The organism is Cohnella algarum (genome assembly GCF_016937515.1).
GTDB lineage: Bacteria > Bacillota > Bacilli > Paenibacillales > Paenibacillaceae > Cohnella > Cohnella algarum.
Genome location: NZ_JAFHKM010000002.1, coordinates 5,288,916 through 5,305,062, shown reverse-complemented (window position 1 = coordinate 5,305,062; position 16,147 = coordinate 5,288,916). Strand labels below are relative to the sequence as shown.

Annotated in this window: 14 protein-coding genes and 1 pseudogene; 13 read left to right on the top strand and 2 right to left on the bottom strand. The window is 57.8% G+C overall.

Translation table 11 applies throughout. The features are described 5' to 3' along the window. The first annotated feature begins 27 nt into the window (after positions 1-27). Positions 28-852, top strand: a complete 825-nt coding sequence (locus JW799_RS23905; RefSeq protein ID WP_205432028.1) for a helix-turn-helix domain-containing protein — start codon at positions 28-30, stop codon at positions 850-852. A 17-nt stretch (positions 853-869) separates the two neighbouring features. Here JW799_RS23905 and JW799_RS23900 read toward each other — a convergent pair whose 3' ends face one another. Next, positions 870-1,451, bottom strand: a complete 582-nt coding sequence (locus tag JW799_RS23900) for an LOG family protein (RefSeq protein ID WP_205432026.1) — start codon at positions 1,449-1,451, stop codon at positions 870-872. A gap of 148 nt (positions 1,452-1,599) precedes the next feature. Here JW799_RS23900 and JW799_RS23895 point away from each other — a divergent pair. The 5 genes and pseudogenes from JW799_RS23895 (at position 1,600) to JW799_RS23875 (ending at position 6,042) form a co-directional block, all read left to right on the top strand. After that, positions 1,600-2,327: pseudogene (locus JW799_RS23895) on the top strand ((Fe-S)-binding protein). Continuing rightward, the gene (locus tag JW799_RS23890; RefSeq protein ID WP_205432024.1) at positions 2,324-3,847 is read left to right on the top strand and encodes a LutB/LldF family L-lactate oxidation iron-sulfur protein; all 1,524 of its coding nucleotides are present in this window, start codon (positions 2,324-2,326) and stop codon (positions 3,845-3,847) included. The pseudogene JW799_RS23895 and the gene JW799_RS23890 overlap by 4 nt, the downstream one beginning before the upstream one ends. Further along, a complete protein-coding gene (locus tag JW799_RS23885) occupies positions 3,840-4,565 on the top strand; it encodes a LutC/YkgG family protein (RefSeq protein WP_205432021.1) in 726 nt (241 codons plus the stop codon). Before JW799_RS23890 ends, JW799_RS23885 begins: the two co-directional genes overlap by 8 nt. Before the next feature lie 49 nt (positions 4,566-4,614). Further along, positions 4,615-5,334, top strand: coding sequence for a FadR/GntR family transcriptional regulator (locus JW799_RS23880; RefSeq protein WP_080838900.1), 720 nt, complete (start codon positions 4,615-4,617; stop codon positions 5,332-5,334). Between the two features lie 360 nt (positions 5,335-5,694). Then, on the top strand, positions 5,695-6,042 hold the full coding sequence (locus JW799_RS23875) for a winged helix-turn-helix transcriptional regulator (RefSeq protein ID WP_080838902.1): 348 nt from the start codon (positions 5,695-5,697) through the stop codon (positions 6,040-6,042). Here the strand turns inward: JW799_RS23875 and JW799_RS23870 are convergent. Further along, the gene (locus tag JW799_RS23870; RefSeq protein WP_176220746.1) at positions 5,979-6,449 is read right to left on the bottom strand and encodes a hypothetical protein; all 471 of its coding nucleotides are present in this window, start codon (positions 6,447-6,449) and stop codon (positions 5,979-5,981) included. The two genes, JW799_RS23875 and JW799_RS23870, sit on opposite strands and share 64 nt — an antisense overlap. A 63-nt stretch (positions 6,450-6,512) precedes the next feature. On the opposite strand from JW799_RS23870, the gene JW799_RS23865 reads away from it, so the two are divergent. From JW799_RS23865 to JW799_RS23835, 7 genes are all read left to right on the top strand, one after another. Further along, positions 6,513-7,829, top strand: a complete 1,317-nt coding sequence (locus JW799_RS23865) for a deoxyguanosinetriphosphate triphosphohydrolase family protein (RefSeq protein ID WP_205432012.1) — start codon at positions 6,513-6,515, stop codon at positions 7,827-7,829. A gap of 125 nt (positions 7,830-7,954) precedes the next feature. Continuing rightward, positions 7,955-8,155, top strand: coding sequence for a copper ion binding protein (locus JW799_RS23860; protein ID WP_205432011.1), 201 nt, complete (start codon positions 7,955-7,957; stop codon positions 8,153-8,155). A gap of 250 nt (positions 8,156-8,405) precedes the next feature. Further along, positions 8,406-9,836, top strand: coding sequence for an aspartate ammonia-lyase (aspA, locus tag JW799_RS23855; RefSeq protein WP_240353396.1), 1,431 nt, complete (start codon positions 8,406-8,408; stop codon positions 9,834-9,836). A gap of 20 nt (positions 9,837-9,856) precedes the next feature. Next, on the top strand, positions 9,857-10,225 hold the full coding sequence (locus tag JW799_RS23850; RefSeq protein WP_080838914.1) for a DUF423 domain-containing protein: 369 nt from the start codon (positions 9,857-9,859) through the stop codon (positions 10,223-10,225). A gap of 205 nt (positions 10,226-10,430) precedes the next feature. Next, positions 10,431-12,389 (top strand): heavy metal translocating P-type ATPase, encoded by a 1,959-nt coding sequence (locus tag JW799_RS23845; RefSeq protein WP_205432010.1) that lies wholly within the window; start codon positions 10,431-10,433, stop codon positions 12,387-12,389. 361 nt (positions 12,390-12,750) lie between these two features. Then, positions 12,751-14,571, top strand: coding sequence for a sensor histidine kinase (locus JW799_RS23840; RefSeq protein ID WP_205432009.1), 1,821 nt, complete (start codon positions 12,751-12,753; stop codon positions 14,569-14,571). Then, on the top strand, positions 14,546-16,147 hold the full coding sequence (locus tag JW799_RS23835) for a response regulator transcription factor (protein WP_080838919.1): 1,602 nt from the start codon (positions 14,546-14,548) through the stop codon (positions 16,145-16,147). The genes JW799_RS23840 and JW799_RS23835 overlap by 26 nt, the downstream gene beginning before the upstream one ends.

Sequence of the window (16,147 nt, the reverse complement as noted above, 5' to 3'; positions counted from 1 at the left end):
AACGAGCATAAGAGGTGAATTTACATAATGGCAAACGATTGGAATGAGTTGGCCGCGCGGTTTACCCGGGCTTCGATCGACATCGACGGCGTGTACAAGCACGTTCTTCCGGCGGACAAACACTGCAGCGAGCTGCGGGGACGTCCCGGTTCGGGGTCTTTTTTCCTTTTCACGCTGCGGGGAGAGGCGGAACTTTACGCGCAAGGGGCTTGTTTCGAGCTCCATCCGGGCAAGACCGTCCACCTGTCCAACAAGACAAGCGTCGATCTGTGCACCCGGTCGATGGATTTCGAATATTGCGCCGTCTACTATTCGAACCGGGACGATAAATCCCGGGACAAATCGCTTGCGGAAACGCCGTTTCCGATCGAGACGGGGACGAACGCGAGGCTCGTCGATCTGCTTCGCAAGCTGCATCATACGGCGGGAATCCCGGGGCCGGCGGCAGCCTTCCGGTCGAAGGAGCTGTTTTACAGCATCCTGCAAGAGCTGATCAACGGCAACCGGCTGAAAGAAGACCGGGAGAACCGCAGCATGATGGAACAGGCGATTCAATTTATCCGGGATCGTTACGGCGAGCCGTTCACCCTGAACGATTTGGCAAGCCTTCACGGCATGAGGACGAAGGAGTTTTCCAGGCTGTTTCAGCAATATGCCGGCGTAAAGCCGACGGATTTTCTGGTGCAAAGACGCATCAAACGGGCCGAAGAGCTGCTCGCCACGACCGGATGCAGCATAAGCGAAGCCGCGCAAAGCGTCGGCTATGCCGACCTGGCCGTCTTCGTCAAGCAGTTCAAGCAGCATGCGGGGTTCAGTCCGGACGTGTTCGCCATCCCGCGGCCGGCAGGATGACGTCCTGAATCGTCAAGTCAAGCGCGCCGGGCCAAATCGTACGTTTTGACGTCCGGCGCCCCATAGGTCGCGAACCGGTTCAGCAGCTCGCCCGGATCTTCGTCGACCAGAACGGCGGTGCGGTATTTTTCCTGCAAAAAGTTCTCGTCCGCCATATGAGCGATCAGGGCGATCAGAGGATCGAAATACCGGTTGACGTTAAGCAGCCCGCAAGGCTTGGCGTGCAGGCCGAGCTGGAGCCACGTGAAAATTTCGAAAAATTCGTCCATCGTACCCGCGCCGCCGGGCAATACGATAAACCCGTCCGCGAGTTCGGCCATTTTGGCCTTCCGTTCGTGCATGGAATCGACGATGACGAGCTCGGACAGCAGGGGATGGGCGATTTCCCGATTTTTTAGAAATCCGGGCAAAATGCCGATCGCCTCTCCGCCTTCCGAAAGCACGGAATTGGCGACGGCGCCCATCAAGCCGACGTTCGCGCCGCCGTATACGAGCGAGAGCCCGCGCCGGGCCAGCTCCTTGCCAAGCTCCTGGGCGCCGCTCGCGTATGCTTCGGACGCGCCCATGCTCGACCCGCAAAATACCGCAATTTTTTTCATGTCTTGCTCGCCTCCTTCAGCGCTATTTTCTTATTATAAAGGTTGTTTGTTAACGGGCGTCAAACTTTGCGCGCGAAAATTTTGCTTGCCAAAGTTGTCTGACAACCTGATAATAAGACTATAAAAACAAATGGGGAGCGCGACTGACATGAAAGTTTCCATGTTCATCACTTGCCTGAGCGACGCCATCTATCCGCGGGTCGGGGAAGCGATGGTTCGGGTGCTTGCGCAGCACGGCGTAAGGCTCGAATTCCCGACGATTCAAACCTGCTGCGGCCAACCCGCTTTCAACAGCGGCTATTGGGACGAAGCGCGGGCTTCGGCGCGGACGATTCTCGACGCATTCGAGGACAGCGATTTCGTCATCGCTCCGTCCGGCTCCTGTACCGGCATGATCCATCATTATCCGAAATTGTTCGAGAACGATCCGGTCATGCTGGAGCGCTCGCGAAAGCTGCAAAGCAAATCGTACGAATTCACGCAATTTCTCGTGCAGGTGCTGGGCGTGACCGACGTCGGGGCCGAATTCCCGCGCAAGGTTACGTACCATCCCTCCTGTCACGGCAGCCGGTTGCTCGGCATCAAGGACGAACCGATGGAATTGATGAAAAACGTCAAAGGGCTCGAATTCGTCCCGCTGCCGTTCGCCGAGGACTGCTGCGGCTTCGGGGGACGTTCGCCGTGAAAATGGCGGACATATCCGGAGCGATGGTGTCGGAGAAGGTCGACCACGTGAAAGAGACGGAAGCCGAAGTGCTGGTCGGCCTCGATATGGCTTGCTTGCTGAATATCGCCGGCAACTTGCGTTACCGCAACGAACCGGTGCGGGTCATGCATCTGGCGGAACTTCTCGCGGAAGGAGCGAACCTCATATGAGCCATGCGACGGCATCGCAACCGAAAACGGTCAAGGCAAGGGCGGAGCTTGCGCTGAACGACGAATTTTTGCGCAAGGCGGTCAAATTTACGACCGAACGGCTTCGCAACGGGAAGAAGAACGCCTCCGCCGATCACGGCAATTGGGACGAGTGGCGGGAACGCGGACGGCAGATCCGTTTGCATACGATCGCTCACCTGGATTACTATTTGAATATGTTCGTCAATAATGCCCGGGCCAACGGGGTGCACGTGCATTTCGCGGAAACGGGCGCGGACGCCGTCCGCATCGCCCTGGACATCGCCGAGCGCAAAAAGGCCAAAACGGTCGTCAAATCGAAATCGATGGTATCCGAGGAACTGCATCTGAACCATGCGCTCGAGAAAATCGGCGTCGAAGCGATCGAGACGGACCTCGGCGAGTATATCATCCAACTGGCCGGCGAAACGCCGTCCCACATCGTCATTCCCGCCATTCACAAAAACCGTCACCAGATCGCCGATCTGCTCTCCGAGGTGGCGGGGGAGAAGCTGGAGGCGGACACGACCGTGCTCGCCGGCTTCGTGCGCAAAAAGCTGCGCGAAAGCTTTCTCGAGGCGGATATCGGCATGACCGGCTGCAACTTCGCGATCGCCGAGACCGGTTCGATGGTGCTGTTCGAGAACGAGGGCAACGCGCGCATGGTCACGACGCTGCCGAAGACGCAAATCACGCTCATGGGCATGGAACGGATTATCCCTTCCTTCCGGGACCTCGAAGTGATGGCGACGCTTTTGCCCCGTTCCGCAACCGGCCAAAAGCTGACGATGTACATGTCCGGCATTACCGGCCCGCGCCGCGAGGCGGATGCGGACGGCCCGGACGAAATGCACATCATTATCGTGGACAACGGCCGCTCGCTGCAGCTCGGCGATCCCGAATTCCAGGAGCTGCTCAACTGCATCCGCTGCGGGGCGTGCCTCAATGCCTGCCCGGTATACCGGCACATCGGCGGCCACGCTTACGGCGGAACGTACAGCGGGCCGATCGGCGCCGTGCTGACGCCGGCATTGAACAAAAACGTCGCCGAATGGGACGACATCGCGAACGCCTCGAGCTTGTGCGGCGCCTGCTACGAAGCGTGTCCCGTCAAAATTCCGCTCCACGAAATGCTTATCTACCTGCGTCGCCGCAAAGTCGAGAGCGGTCACGGCAACAAGCTGGAAAGCGCCGGCATGAAGGGCTTTGCGCAGGTGATGGGCAACGCCAAGCGGTTCCGCGCCGTGCTCGGCATGGGCAAGCTCGGCCAGAAGCTGGTCGTGCGGGACGGCAGCATCCGGACGAAGCTCGGTCCGCTGAAGGGATGGAACTCGTACCGGGTGACGCCGAGCCTGCCCAAGCAATCGTTCCGGCAGCGCTTCGCGACGCTGGACGAGGAAATTCGCAGCGGCTTGAAGGAAATGAATCCGGAAATGCGCAGCCGGATGGAACGGATCGTCAAGGAGCGCGAACACGGCAAAGGGGGGCACGGACATGGCTGAGACCGATAAAGAATGGCTGGCCAGGCTCGAAGCGGAGTCCCGCGCCAAGCAGGAAGCGTTCATGAACGGAATCGCGCAGAAGCTGAAGCGACCGCGCGTGACGGAAGCTCCGAAGCACCCGTTCCGCGGAGCTCCGGACTTCTGGAACGAATTCGAATGGAGCCTGGATGAGCGGATCGAGCGATTTTCCGAGAACTGGCGCAGCGTGGGCGGGCATGTGGCCCGGCTCGCCGGAATGGACGACGCCCGCGCTTTCATCGCGGCGAAAGCATCCGAAATGGGGGCGCGCTATATCGTGCGCCAGAACGAGCCGGAGCTCGCCTCGCTTCATCTCGAAGAGGCGCTCCCGGACGCCGTCGTCTCCGTTTGGAATACCGATTCGGAGACGCACTGGAAGGCGCGCTCGGCCGAAGCGGACTTCGGGGTCGTCATGGCCGACTACGCGGCGGCCTATACCGGTTCGGTCACCGTGCTGTCGTCGAAGGATAAGGGCCGCTCGGTGTCGCTGCTGCCGACCGTCTTGATGATCGTCATCCCGGCGGAGCGGTTGAAAACGAGACTGGGCGAAATTCTGGTCGAGTTCGACCGGGCGGGACGGGAAAACCTGCCGGCCGGCATTCATTTCATTTCCGGGCCGAGCCGTTCGTCGGATATCGAAAACGACTTGACGATCGGGGTTCACGGCCCGGGCATCGTTTATGCGTTGATCGTAGGCTGATCGATCGCACGAAAATTGAATTCTCGCGGGAAAGGGAGGGTCGCCGCCGGTGGAAGTCACTCCGCTCACCAAGCGCAACCACTATGAAGAGATTACGGAGCAGCTCAAAAACCAGATTCTCGAAGGCAAGCTGAAGATCGGAGACAAGCTGCCTTCCACCAAGGAGATGTCGGAGCGCTTCGGCGTCGGCCGCTCGACGACCCGGGAAGCATTGAGCGCGCTTAAAGCGATGGGGCTGATCGAAATCCGGCAGGGAGGAGGCTGTCGCGTCATCAGCAGCCGCTTGTCCGCCGCGTCTTCGGACATCCGGCTGCCCGAGCTCGATTCGCTTCGCCTGAACCGCTCCACGCTCCTCGAGCTGCTGGAGGCGCGCCAGTCGCTGGAAGTCTCCAACGCCCGGCTCGCCGCGGACAAGCGTACGGATGCCGATTTGCGGCAATTGTCGGCCATCGTGCGCGAGATGGAACAGACGATCGGCGACGACCTCGATGGCGAGCGAACCGATTTGCAATTCCACCTGGCGCTGGCGGGGGCGGCGCACAACAGCATCTTGCTGCGTCTGTTCGAGTCGATCACGGGCCAATTGGAGCAGGCGATTCGGGAAATCCGGCGCGTCGAGCTTTACGCCAACCGCTCCGTCGCCGAACGGCTGTTCCGCGAGCACTCGGCAATCTACGATGCCGTCGCACGCCGCGATGCCGCCGCGGCGGGGGAATCGATGCGCTTGCATCTGGAGCATGTGGAGAGCATTTTGACCAAATATGTGTGACCGGGCAGCGCAACTTTTGTCCGGTCGGGCGGCGCGAGCGAGTCGCGCCGTCCTTTTTTTCATCTTTCGATATTCTTTCGAGCCGGATCGTGAAATGAATCGCTTGTCTTGGCTATCCCGTTCGCTCAGTCGTCCACGAAAAGGACTTCGAACATCGCTTTGCCCTTCTTCTCCAGCCAAGTGTCGAAATTCATAAGTCCGGGGTGAAGGTTGCGCAATGTCGGAAAATCTACTTCGTAACCTTCTTGCCCCGATGTCATCTACGGCTATTAGCTTTATGGGGACATCCGGTTTTGTAGCTTCTGCCAAAGTTCCCTTTCCAATTCCAAACCTAGAGTTCGTTTTGGCAGGTGTGTTAAATTGAATCGAAACGATGAACAAAAATGTCTCCTTGCCGTAAACGAAGCGTTGAGAGTTATAGGCAGCAAATGGGCGTTTGGAGTTATATCTCACTTATATTACGGTTCGCAGCGTTTCAATCAGTTGCGTAGAAATTTGGGCAACATCAGCATCAAATCTTTAACAGATATCCTGCGACATTTGGAGCATCATAAGATCGTAAATCGTCAAGTTATTCCGACAATCCCTGTAAGCGTAGAATACTCTTTGACCGAAAAAGGAAAAGAGTACAGGTCAATACTCCTTCAAATGCGCAAGTGGGGGGAAAAATGGATGGATGCTTCGAATTCCGATTTAGAGTCACGATGACAAAGGCGAGATCTGCCATAAAATCCGAATATCCCTAAAAAGTTGCAATATGTCCGGTATAAGTCATACATAATCGTGGATTTGGAGGCACAGTCGCCTAGCAACTCGAAAAATAACGGCTTCCCGCGCCGGTTCCACTTGGAGAAAAAATGCTCCAAATACGCTTGCAGTTGCTTGCTGCCGATCCCTCCGAATACGGCAGCAAGCCATTTTGAAGCTGCTCCGAAAACCGGCCGCAATCGCTTGAACGCTTTGCGGTTGAATTCCGTGTCGCGGATTTTCTTCGCGTTTTCATCGATGTGCTCAATAGCAAAGCGTATGCGTCTGAGCGAAAGGGATATCGGACCGAGATGAGGCGGGAAGCCGCTGCCGGAGAGAACACATTTTTTTGTGAGGAAGCCTGACACGATGACAACTTCTCGTTAAAATAGATACAATATGAGAAACAGCAAGAGATGAGGTGGGCGAACATGAACGTTCGCAAGCTAAGGTTGTTCGACACGGAAAACATCCATTCCGGCGATGACCGGGACGAATATGAAAAGGATTACGCGAGGCTTGTCCAATCTCCCGCGTTCCGGCGGCTGCAGGGCAAGTCGCAGGTGTTCGGAGCGGGTTCGGGAGATTACTACCGCACGAGGCTGACCCATTCGCTCGAAGTATCGCAAATCGCCCGCGAAGTGGCAAGGAGACTGGGCAAAAGCTATCCCTTTTTGGCGAAAAAGGAGCATCCAGGCCTCATGCTTGACCCTGAGGTGGTGGAGTGCGCCGCGCTCGCGCACGATTTGGGACATCCGCCGTTCGGCCACAAGGGCGAGGAAATTTTGAACGACGTCCTGATGCAAGAGCACGGCCTCAAATACGAAGGGAACGCGCAAAATTACCGCATTCTCATGTTTTTGGAGAAGCGGGCGGGCAGCGACAGCGGGCTTGATTTGACCGCGTCGGTGCTGCTCGGCATCAACAAATACCCGTTCTGCATCGACGAACCCGGCCGCATTAAAGGGGTTTACAAGTCGGAATGGGAAGGCATCGGGTATTTGCGGGACTTATGGGAGATGCCCGTCGGAGTCGCGACGCTGGAAGCCCAGCTCATGGATTTGTGCGACGACATCGCCTATTCCACGCACGATCTGGAGGACGGCATCCGGGCCGGCAAAATTCCGATGAACCGCCATCTGTTCGAGGATGACAAGCTGGTTGCGGCCGTAACGCAGGAAATCGTCGAAGACCGGGGAAATTCCGGCATGTTCTGGGAGCAAGTCGATTTGACCGATATGGTGAAGCGGGTGCTGAACCAATACTGGCTGCAATGGGAGCAAATCTTCGTGGAGCTGGGACGCGAGCCGTCGCGCACGCGCCGGGAAATGAAAGCCCGCTGGGTGCGGAAGTTCGCGAACCAGGTCGGCATCATCGACGATCCGGCCACCGGATGGAAGCGGGTCACGTTCGTCCGCGAAGGGCAAGAGGACCTCGAGCTGCTCCGGACGATGGAAATTTTGAAAAAACTCGCCTGGGTGACGTTGATTAAAGATTTTCGCGTTCAAAGGCTGCATAAGCGGAGCGATATTATGATCCGAAGGCTGTGGGACAGCTTCAAGGATTTTGAAACGGGCAAATTGATTATTCCCCCCGATTGGCTGGAAAGCTACGAGCAGCACCGGGAACATTGGCCGTGGGAACGTCTTGCCGCCGACTACATAGCCGGGATGACGGACGCCTACGCCGAGAAGGTTTATTCGGAGTTTTACGCGAGCCGTTCGGGGTCGATTTACGAAAGGGATTAAACTTGCTTGACATACCCCCAGGGGGTATATTAAAGTAAAAGAGCTAGGGCGAATCCGCGGGATTATAGGTCCCGGCAAGTAGGATTTACCGTTCAGAAATCGCTAAAATAAAGGAGGCATTCCCGATGTCCAGCGTTACGTTGAAAGTAGAAGGCATGTCCTGCTCCCACTGCGTCAATGCGGTCGAGGGCGCCGTCAAAAAGCTTGGCGCCAGTGCAAAAGTCGACTTGGCGGCCCATTCCGTCGCCGTCGACTTCGACGAAGTGAAAGTATCGCTTGATGCGATCAAGAACGCGATCGAAGATCAGGGCTACGACGTCGTATAAGCGAAGTCCTTTCAAGAGGCTGTCCTTTCGCCGACAAGGCAGGGGCGGCCTTTTTGCTTCGGCAAGCGCAAATGAAAATCCGAGAGCATTGTTTCACGTGAAGCGGCGATTTTTTCCATTTTTCGATGTTATTCCGCCCGACAGGGAAGAAAACGGAAGAAATCCGTTCAACTCGAATCCGCGTCGGGTATAATATACGGGACGGGACTTATGGAGTTGACCGATCTGACCGATTGAGGAGGAACTGGCATTGGAATTTCGGATCGAAAAGGATTTCCTCGGGGAGAAAAGCGTCCCCCAGTCCGCATATTACGGCATTCAAACGCTGCGGGCGGTCGAAAATTTCCCGATTACCGGCGTTCCGGTCCATCCCGAGCTGATCCGAACGCTTGCGCTCGTCAAAAAAGCGGCCGCGAAAGCGAACGCTTCGACGCATATGCTGCGCGAGCCGATTGCCGAGGCGATCGTCAAAGCGGCGGACGAAGTGGCGCAAGGCGGTTTGGCGGATCAGTTCATCGTGGATTCGATTCAAGGCGGGGCGGGCACGTCCATCAATATGAACATGAACGAGGTGCTGGCCAATCGGGCGCTGGAGCTGCTCGGCCGTTCGAAGGGCGAATATTTTTACTGCAGTCCGAACAATCACGTCAATATGTCCCAATCGACGAACGATGCCATTCCGACCGCGATTCGGCTTTCGGCTTACCGGCTGACGCAGGAATTGCTGGATACGCTCCGACAGTTGCGGAACGCGTTCGGCGATAAAGCGATTGCATTCAATGACGTCATTAAAATGGGGAGGACGCATCTGCAGGATGCCGTGCCGATCCGCATGGGACAGCAGTTCGGAGCTTACGCGGCCGTAATCGGACGGGACATCGGGCGAATCGGACGTTCGGCGGATACGCTGCTCGCCGTTAATATGGGGGCGACGGCGGTCGGCACCGGACTCAACGCGAAGCCGGAATACATAAGCGAAGTGGTGCGGCTGTTGGCCGAAGAGCTGGGCGTCCCGGTGAAGGCCGCCGACGATTTGATGGACGCGACGCAAAATACGGATGCTTACACGGAGTTGTCGGCTTCGTTGAAGGTTTGCGCCGTCAATCTTTCGAAAATATGCAACGACCTGCGGCTGATGGCTTCGGGCCCGCGGACGGGCTTAAGCGAAATCCAGCTTCCGGCTAGGCAGCCGGGCTCCTCGATCATGCCGGGCAAGGTCAATCCGGTCATGGCCGAGGTCGTGAACCAGGCCGCTTTTCAAATTATCGGCAACGATCATACGATTTGCCTCGCCTCGGAAGCGGGCCAGTTCGAACTGAACGTGATGGGGCCGGTGCTTGCCTTCAATTTGCTGCAATCGCTCAAAATTTTGCGAAACGCGGTCGACGTGTTCATTCGCTTCGCGCTCGAGGGAATGGAAGCAAACCGCGAGCGCTGCGAGCGATACGTGCATGACAGCTTCGGCATCGTCACGGCGTTAAATCCGCATCTGGGCTATGAAGTGGCGGCGGGAATCGTGAAGGAAGCGATCAAAACCGGCATGAGGGTGCAGGACATTATTTTGGAGCGGCATCTGTTGACCAAAGAGGAGATCGACATCATCCTGGATCCCGTCCAAATGACGACGCCGGGCATTGCCGGCGAATGGCTGCTGGACGGGGGCGGCGGGCGAAGCGAGTAAAAGCGGGGGAGGATTTATTGATGCAAACGTTATTGCTGCTTGGCGGAATCATGATGGCGCTGGCGGTTATTCTCGGAGCGTTCGGCGGGCATGCGCTGAAAAAAAGGCTGTCGCCGGAAATGCTGGCGATTTATCAGATCGGCGTGCAGTACCACATCGCCCATGGGCTCGGGCTGCTGCTCATCGGCGTTCTCTCGGGCGGAATGATCGAGAGCGATCTTGTTTTGACGTCGGGTTGGCTTCTGTTCGCCGGCATCGTGCTGTTCAGCGGCAGCCTTTACGCGATGAGCCTCACCGGCGTCAAGAAGCTCGGCGCGATCACGCCGATCGGGGGTCTTTCGTTTATTGCGGGCTGGATCCTGCTGATCGCGGCTGTCGTTCAGGGTTGAACGAAAAAAGAACCGTCGAGCCGGCGCCTAGATTTTCGGGGACCCATTTACTTTTATTAAATACTAAATTATAATAATTCTAAATAAAGAAGCGGATACGCTTCTCCATAGGTTCTATTTTCGAATGCTGCTCCCTCGCCGGAGCAGCATTCGGCATTTTAAGGGCCTCAATAATGGAACTCATTCTCAACGGGAGGGAAACGGCATGGTTACATCGACACAGGCAACGAAAGAATACGCGGAACGAAGCGGGCTGCGGCAAACGAAATCGGTGCGCCATTCGGCCGCGGCCGTTTTTGGACGATACGGGGAAGGGATCGCGGCGCTGGCCAGCGGCTTGCTGATCGCGGTCGCCTGGTCGCTCGACGGGGTGTCGCATGGCGCGGCCGTGGCGCTGTACTGCCTCGCCTTCGCCGTAGGCGGATTCGCGAAAGCGAAGGAAGGGCTTCAAACGCTTGTCTACGAGCGCGATCTGGACGTCAACCTGCTCATGATCGTCGCCGCGATCGGAGCGGCCGGCATCGGCTATTGGACAGAAGGGGCGGTGCTTATCTTCATTTTTTCGCTGAGCGGAGCGCTGGAGACGTACACGATGGACCGGAGCCGCCGGGATATTTCGTCGCTGATGAAATTAAAGCCGGAAACGGCCGTCGTCATTCGCGGCGGGGCGGAGGCGACGGTCGGCGTCGGAGAGCTCGAAGCCGGCGATGCCGTCATCGTCAGACCGGGCGAACGCATTCCCGCCGACGGCATCGTCCGCGAGGGAGCCTCGGCCGTCAATCAGGCATCGATTACGGGAGAATCGATTCCCGCCGACAAAGAAGCCGGCGACGAGGTGTATGCCGGAACGCTTAACGGGCAGGGGGCGCTCGTTGTGGAAGTGACCCGGCCCGGGGAGGCGACGCTGTTTTCCCGGATCGTGCGTCTCGTGCAGGAAGCGGAAAGCGAAAAGCCGGTGTCGCAGCTGTTTATGGAACGCTTCGAGCGCATCTACGCAAGAGCGATCATTCTGCTTTGCGCGCTTTTGATCGCGCTGCCGCCGTTGCTGTTGAACTGGTCCTGGGAGCAGTCGTTGTACAAGGCGATGGTGTTCCTTGTCGTGGCTTCGCCCTGCGCCCTGGTCGCCTCCATCATGCCGGCCGTCTTGTCGGCCATCTCCAGCAGCGCGAGAAAGGGCCTGCTGTTCAAAGGCGGCGCCCATCTGGAAAATCTGGCGCGCACGAAAGTCGTCGCTTTCGATAAAACGGGCACGCTGACGGCGGGCCGGCCGGTCGTGACGGATTTGATCGCGCTGCGGGACGGCGATGAAAACGAGCTGCTGCAAACGGCGGCGTCGTTGGAAAGCTTGTCCGAGCATCCGCTGGCCAAGGCGATCGTCGAGGCGGCCAAGGAGCGGGGCCTCGAGCTGACGAGACCGACCGGCTTTCAAGCGGAGGCCGGCTGGGGACTGAAGGCGGAGCTGCTTGGCGAAACGTGGAAAATCGGCAAGCCGGCCTACCTGGACGAACGATTCGCCACGGAGCCGCTGCTGGAGCATATTCGCCGTCTGGAGCGGGAAGGCAAAACGATCGCGGTGCTTCAGCATTCGCTAGGGGCGGCAGGCATTATCGCGCTGAGGGATGAAATCCGGCCGGAGGCGAAAACGGCGATTGCCGCGCTCAAACGGCAGGGCGTCAAAATCGCGATGCTGACCGGCGACCGGCAAGCGACGGCCGAAGCGATCGCGAAGGAGGCCGGCATCGATCTGGTTTTCGCCGATTTGCTGCCGGAAGACAAAACGGCCAAAATCAAGGAATTAAAAGAGTCGTACGGCAATGTGGCAATGGTCGGCGACGGCGTGAACGACGCGCCGGCGCTGGCGACGGCGACGGTCGGCATCGCGATGGGAGCGGGCGGGAGCGACGCGGCGCTCGAAACGGCGAACGTCGTGCTGCTGCAAAACGATTTGCGGAAATTGTCCGGCGCGATCGCGTTGGGCAGGCGGACGCTGACCGTCGTCAAGCAAAATATGACGTTCGCGCTGGCGGTCATCGCGCTGCTGCTTGCGGCCAACTTCTTCCAGGAGCTAGCGCTTCCGCTCGGCGTCGTCGGACATGAAGGGAGCACGATTCTTGTCATTCTGAACGGGCTTCGTTTGCTGCGGTTCAAGGGAGAGGCGAACTAACGATAGAGGCCGCGGAAAGCGGCAAGACGGCAAAAGCAGGGAACGCTCGGAGGTCCGCCCGGAATCGGGGCGGGCCTACGCTTTTTTGTCGGCGAGCCATCGTTCCGTTTTCCGGTCATGCTCGATCGCCATGAACAGGCAGAAAGAGCCGACGGCAACCAGCGCAACGGTGGCAAGGGGCAACAGCAAGCTCATGAAACCGTCTCCTCGTCCATGAAATAAACAACGATAATCATTATCATTATTATATCCGTTCGCGGGCGGAATACAACGGTCTTTTTTCGCGAGTCTTGAACGGGCGCGACCGAGGGCATAAAATGGATTCAAACAAGCCGGCGGCGCCGCCGGGAAGGGAAACGCCATGTTCTACTCGCTCAGAAGCCGCCTGATCGCCATCTTCGTCCTCCTTTTCGTTCTCTCTTTCGGAACGCTGTCCGTTTTGCTTTTTAATCAGTCCCGCTCGATTATCCGGTCTTATATCGAATCTTCCGCGCTCGAGAAGATGGACGAGTATGGTTCGTATATCGATATGGTGCAGACGCAAATTTACGATCTGGCATCCATCGTCTTCAACAGCGACATCACGAAAGAATGGGATGCCGTCGTTTCCGATCCGGCCTCGACGCCGGCCGAAAAGAACGTGGCCAACTATCAGATGAGCCAGTTTTTGATGCGAACGACGAACAGTTATTCGAGCGTTTCGTCCGTCACGGTCTACCGTCTGGAAGGCACATGGATCGGCAGCGGGAATCAAATCGTGAACGACGCTTCGTTCCTGAAGGAAAATTGGTTTCTCAATTTTATCGAAAATGACGAGTATTGGGTGCCGGCTCATCGGGATGCCGCCGAGCTGCGGAGCAACAACCCGAATCCGGTCGTCAGCATGCTCATGCCGATCGGTTCGTTTTTTCCTTCGACCACGAACAGCTTTATGAAAGTGAACGTGAACGCGGATTATTTTCTGGAGCCGCTCGATCGCATTCACCTCGGCGAAAGAGGAGCCATTTATTTGCTCGATCGGCAAGGAAAGCCGATGCTGTCCCAGGACGACTACGCGCCGGAGGCGGACATGCTGGAGGAGATGGAAAGCATCCGCGGCGGAGGGGGCGCGCAAGGAGTCGTCTACCTGGAGGAAGACGGAGGCCATACGGATATCCTCGTTTACAAGAAGTTGACCAATCCGAACTGGATGCTGGTCGGCTTCGTGTCGGAACAGGATTTGTACGCCCAATTGTTCAAGCTGCGCGGCACGATTTTGTTAATCGCGACCTTGCTGCTCATCCTTTCCTTGCTTCTGGCGACCTGGCTGTCGCACGGCATTACGAAGCCTTTGTCTCGCCTCGTTCAGGCGATGCGCCACGTGCAGCGCGGCGATTTCGACAACGCGCTGAGCCGCTTGCCGCCCGAGGACGGCGTTCGCAACGAGGTCGGCTTTGCGACGACGACGTTTCGCAAATCGGTCGTGCAGCTGCAGCAACACATCAAAACGGAGTTCGAGCTGAAACTGCTGCGACAGCAGGCCGAGTACAAAGCGCTGCTCATGCAGATCAATCCGCATTTTTTGTTCAATACGATGGAGCTGATGAGCAGTCTGACGATGCAGAAGCGGGAGGACGACACCTTGCAGGTCATCGAATCGCTCGGCAAAATGATGCGGTTTTCGCTGAAGATCAGCGACGATCTTATTCCGCTGAAGGAAGAGATCAAATACACGCGATACTACATGACGATCCTGCAGGTCCGGTTCGGCGACCGGCTGGCCATTCGGCTGAACGAGGAAGGGAGCTTGGAACGGGTTCAAATCGTCAAATTCATTTTGCAGCCGTTGATCGAAAATGCCGTCAAATTCAGCTTCCTCCATCGACCGGACGCGGTCGTGGCCATTTCCGTCCGGCGCGCGGAAGGCAAGCTGACGCTCAAGGTCGCCGACAACGGCTCGGGAATGCCGGAGGAGCGGCGGCGGAAGCTGCTCGAGCAGTCCGCTACCGCGCAACTGGACACGATTTTGGCGAGCCGCAGCGGACAGATCGGCCTCGGCAACGTTTTGGCCCGCTGCCGGCTGTACTACGGAGAGCTGTTCGAGGTCCGCATCGATTCGGCGGAAGGCGAGGGAACGTCGATCGAACTTATTTTGCCCGCGCAGGAGGAATCAAGCGATGTATCGAGTGATGATCGTCGATGACGAGCCGGAAATTCGTCAAGGCTTGAAATTGAAGGTGAATTGGGAGGCGTTGGGGTTTCGGGTCGATTGCGAGGCTTCCAACGGCCGGGAAGCGCTTGAGCGGCTGGGAAGCGAAGCGGTCGACGTCGTTCTGACGGATATGAATATGCCGCTGATGGACGGAGTTTCGTTCCTGGATGCCTGCCATGAGCAGCATTCGGCTTTGCGCCTGATCGTCGTCACCGGCTACGAGGATTTCCATTACGCGAGAGCCGCCATCCGGAGCCGGGCGCGCAACTACTTGCTTAAACCCGTCGCCCGGGACGAGCTCACGGAAGCGCTCGTCAAGGTGAAGGGAGAGCTTGACGACGAGCGCCGGCAGGAAGACCAGGCGGCCACGATCCGCTGGCGGCTGTCGCAATATTACAAGGAAATGAAGGAGCACTTCATCGTACATCTGGTCAGGGACGAGCTCGATTCGATCCGTCTTATCCGGGAGCGGGCGAGGCTGTTCGAGCTCGATTCGTGGGACGGAATGACGGTGAGGTTCTTGACGGTCGGGCTGCGGGAGGCGGAGGCGGGGGGTTCGGCGGACCGGACGCCGGACAAGTTCCGGCTGCCTTTGGACGCGATTTGCCGGGAAACCGCGGACAACTTCCATCCTTCCGCGCTCCCGTTCCGCGACGCCAACTATCCGGGGCTGATGCATTTCGTCATGCCGGACGACGACGAGAAGCGGGAGCGGTTTGCGGAAGCGATGCGCGCCAACGTCAAGCTGTTTCTCGGTTTCGAGCTGACGGTCGGCGTCGGGCAGCCCGCAACCGGCTTCAAGCAGTGGAAGGAAGGTTACATGGCTGCGCTTCTCGCCTGGAGCCTGCACGGGAACGAGCTTCCCGAAGATGTCCGGCTGTCCGTCTCGCAGGCCGCTTTGCCGGAAGATCGGGTCAAGGTGATCGAACGCTTTCTTCAGCGAGGCGAGACGGAAGCGTTCGAGCAGGCGGTCCGCCGCGAGCTGCAGGACGCGTTGTCCGCTTCCCGGGCCCGGTTCGTGAAGGCGATCTTTCAGCTGTATTTGCTGATCGAGCCGATCGCCTGCGAAGCCCGCGTTCCGCTCGACAGCGGCGAACAGCTGTGGCTTCGGCCCGAAATGGCGCTCGGCTTCGACACGGCGGATAAGGGGACGCGCTTCCTCGTCCGGCTGGCCCGGCGAATCGCCGACCGGCTTCGAAGCGAACACGGCGAAGCCGATTCGCCGTATATCGACGCGGCGCGAAAATTCATTGACGACAATTACATGTACGATCTCAACCTGACGATGATCGCCGAGAAATTCAACTACAATTCGTCTTATTTTTCCGAAATGTTCAAAGCGAAGGTCGGAAAATCGTTCATCCAGTATTTGAACGAGGTGCGGATGGAGCAGGCGACTCGCCTGCTCGAGGAAACGACGCTCAGCCTGTGGGACATCGCGGAGCTGACCGGTTTTTCCAACGCCAGCTATTTCAGCTCGAAGTTCAAGCGGATGCACGGGATGACGCCGTCCGAATACCGGCAGCGGACATCCGTAAAAATTGATAGCGAACACCCGAAAAAATAG

What these genes read in the sequence shown, in the direction of transcription:
- JW799_RS23905 (WP_205432028.1), top strand. Translation starts at nt 28, where the DNA reads ATGGCAAACGATTGGAATGAGTTGGCCGCGCGGTTTACCCGGGCTTCG.
- JW799_RS23900 (WP_205432026.1), bottom strand. Translation starts at nt 1,451, where the DNA reads ATGAAAAAAATTGCGGTATTTTGCGGGTCGAGCATGGGCGCGTCCGAA.
- JW799_RS23890 (WP_205432024.1), top strand. Translation starts at nt 2,324, where the DNA reads ATGAGCCATGCGACGGCATCGCAACCGAAAACGGTCAAGGCAAGGGCG.
- JW799_RS23885 (WP_205432021.1), top strand. Translation starts at nt 3,840, where the DNA reads ATGGCTGAGACCGATAAAGAATGGCTGGCCAGGCTCGAAGCGGAGTCC.
- JW799_RS23865 (WP_205432012.1), top strand. Translation starts at nt 6,513, where the DNA reads ATGAACGTTCGCAAGCTAAGGTTGTTCGACACGGAAAACATCCATTCC.
- JW799_RS23860 (WP_205432011.1), top strand. Translation starts at nt 7,955, where the DNA reads ATGTCCAGCGTTACGTTGAAAGTAGAAGGCATGTCCTGCTCCCACTGC.
- JW799_RS23850 (WP_080838914.1), top strand. Translation starts at nt 9,857, where the DNA reads ATGCAAACGTTATTGCTGCTTGGCGGAATCATGATGGCGCTGGCGGTT.
- JW799_RS23845 (WP_205432010.1), top strand. Translation starts at nt 10,431, where the DNA reads ATGGTTACATCGACACAGGCAACGAAAGAATACGCGGAACGAAGCGGG.
- JW799_RS23840 (WP_205432009.1), top strand. Translation starts at nt 12,751, where the DNA reads ATGTTCTACTCGCTCAGAAGCCGCCTGATCGCCATCTTCGTCCTCCTT.
- JW799_RS23835 (WP_080838919.1), top strand. Translation starts at nt 14,546, where the DNA reads ATGTATCGAGTGATGATCGTCGATGACGAGCCGGAAATTCGTCAAGGC.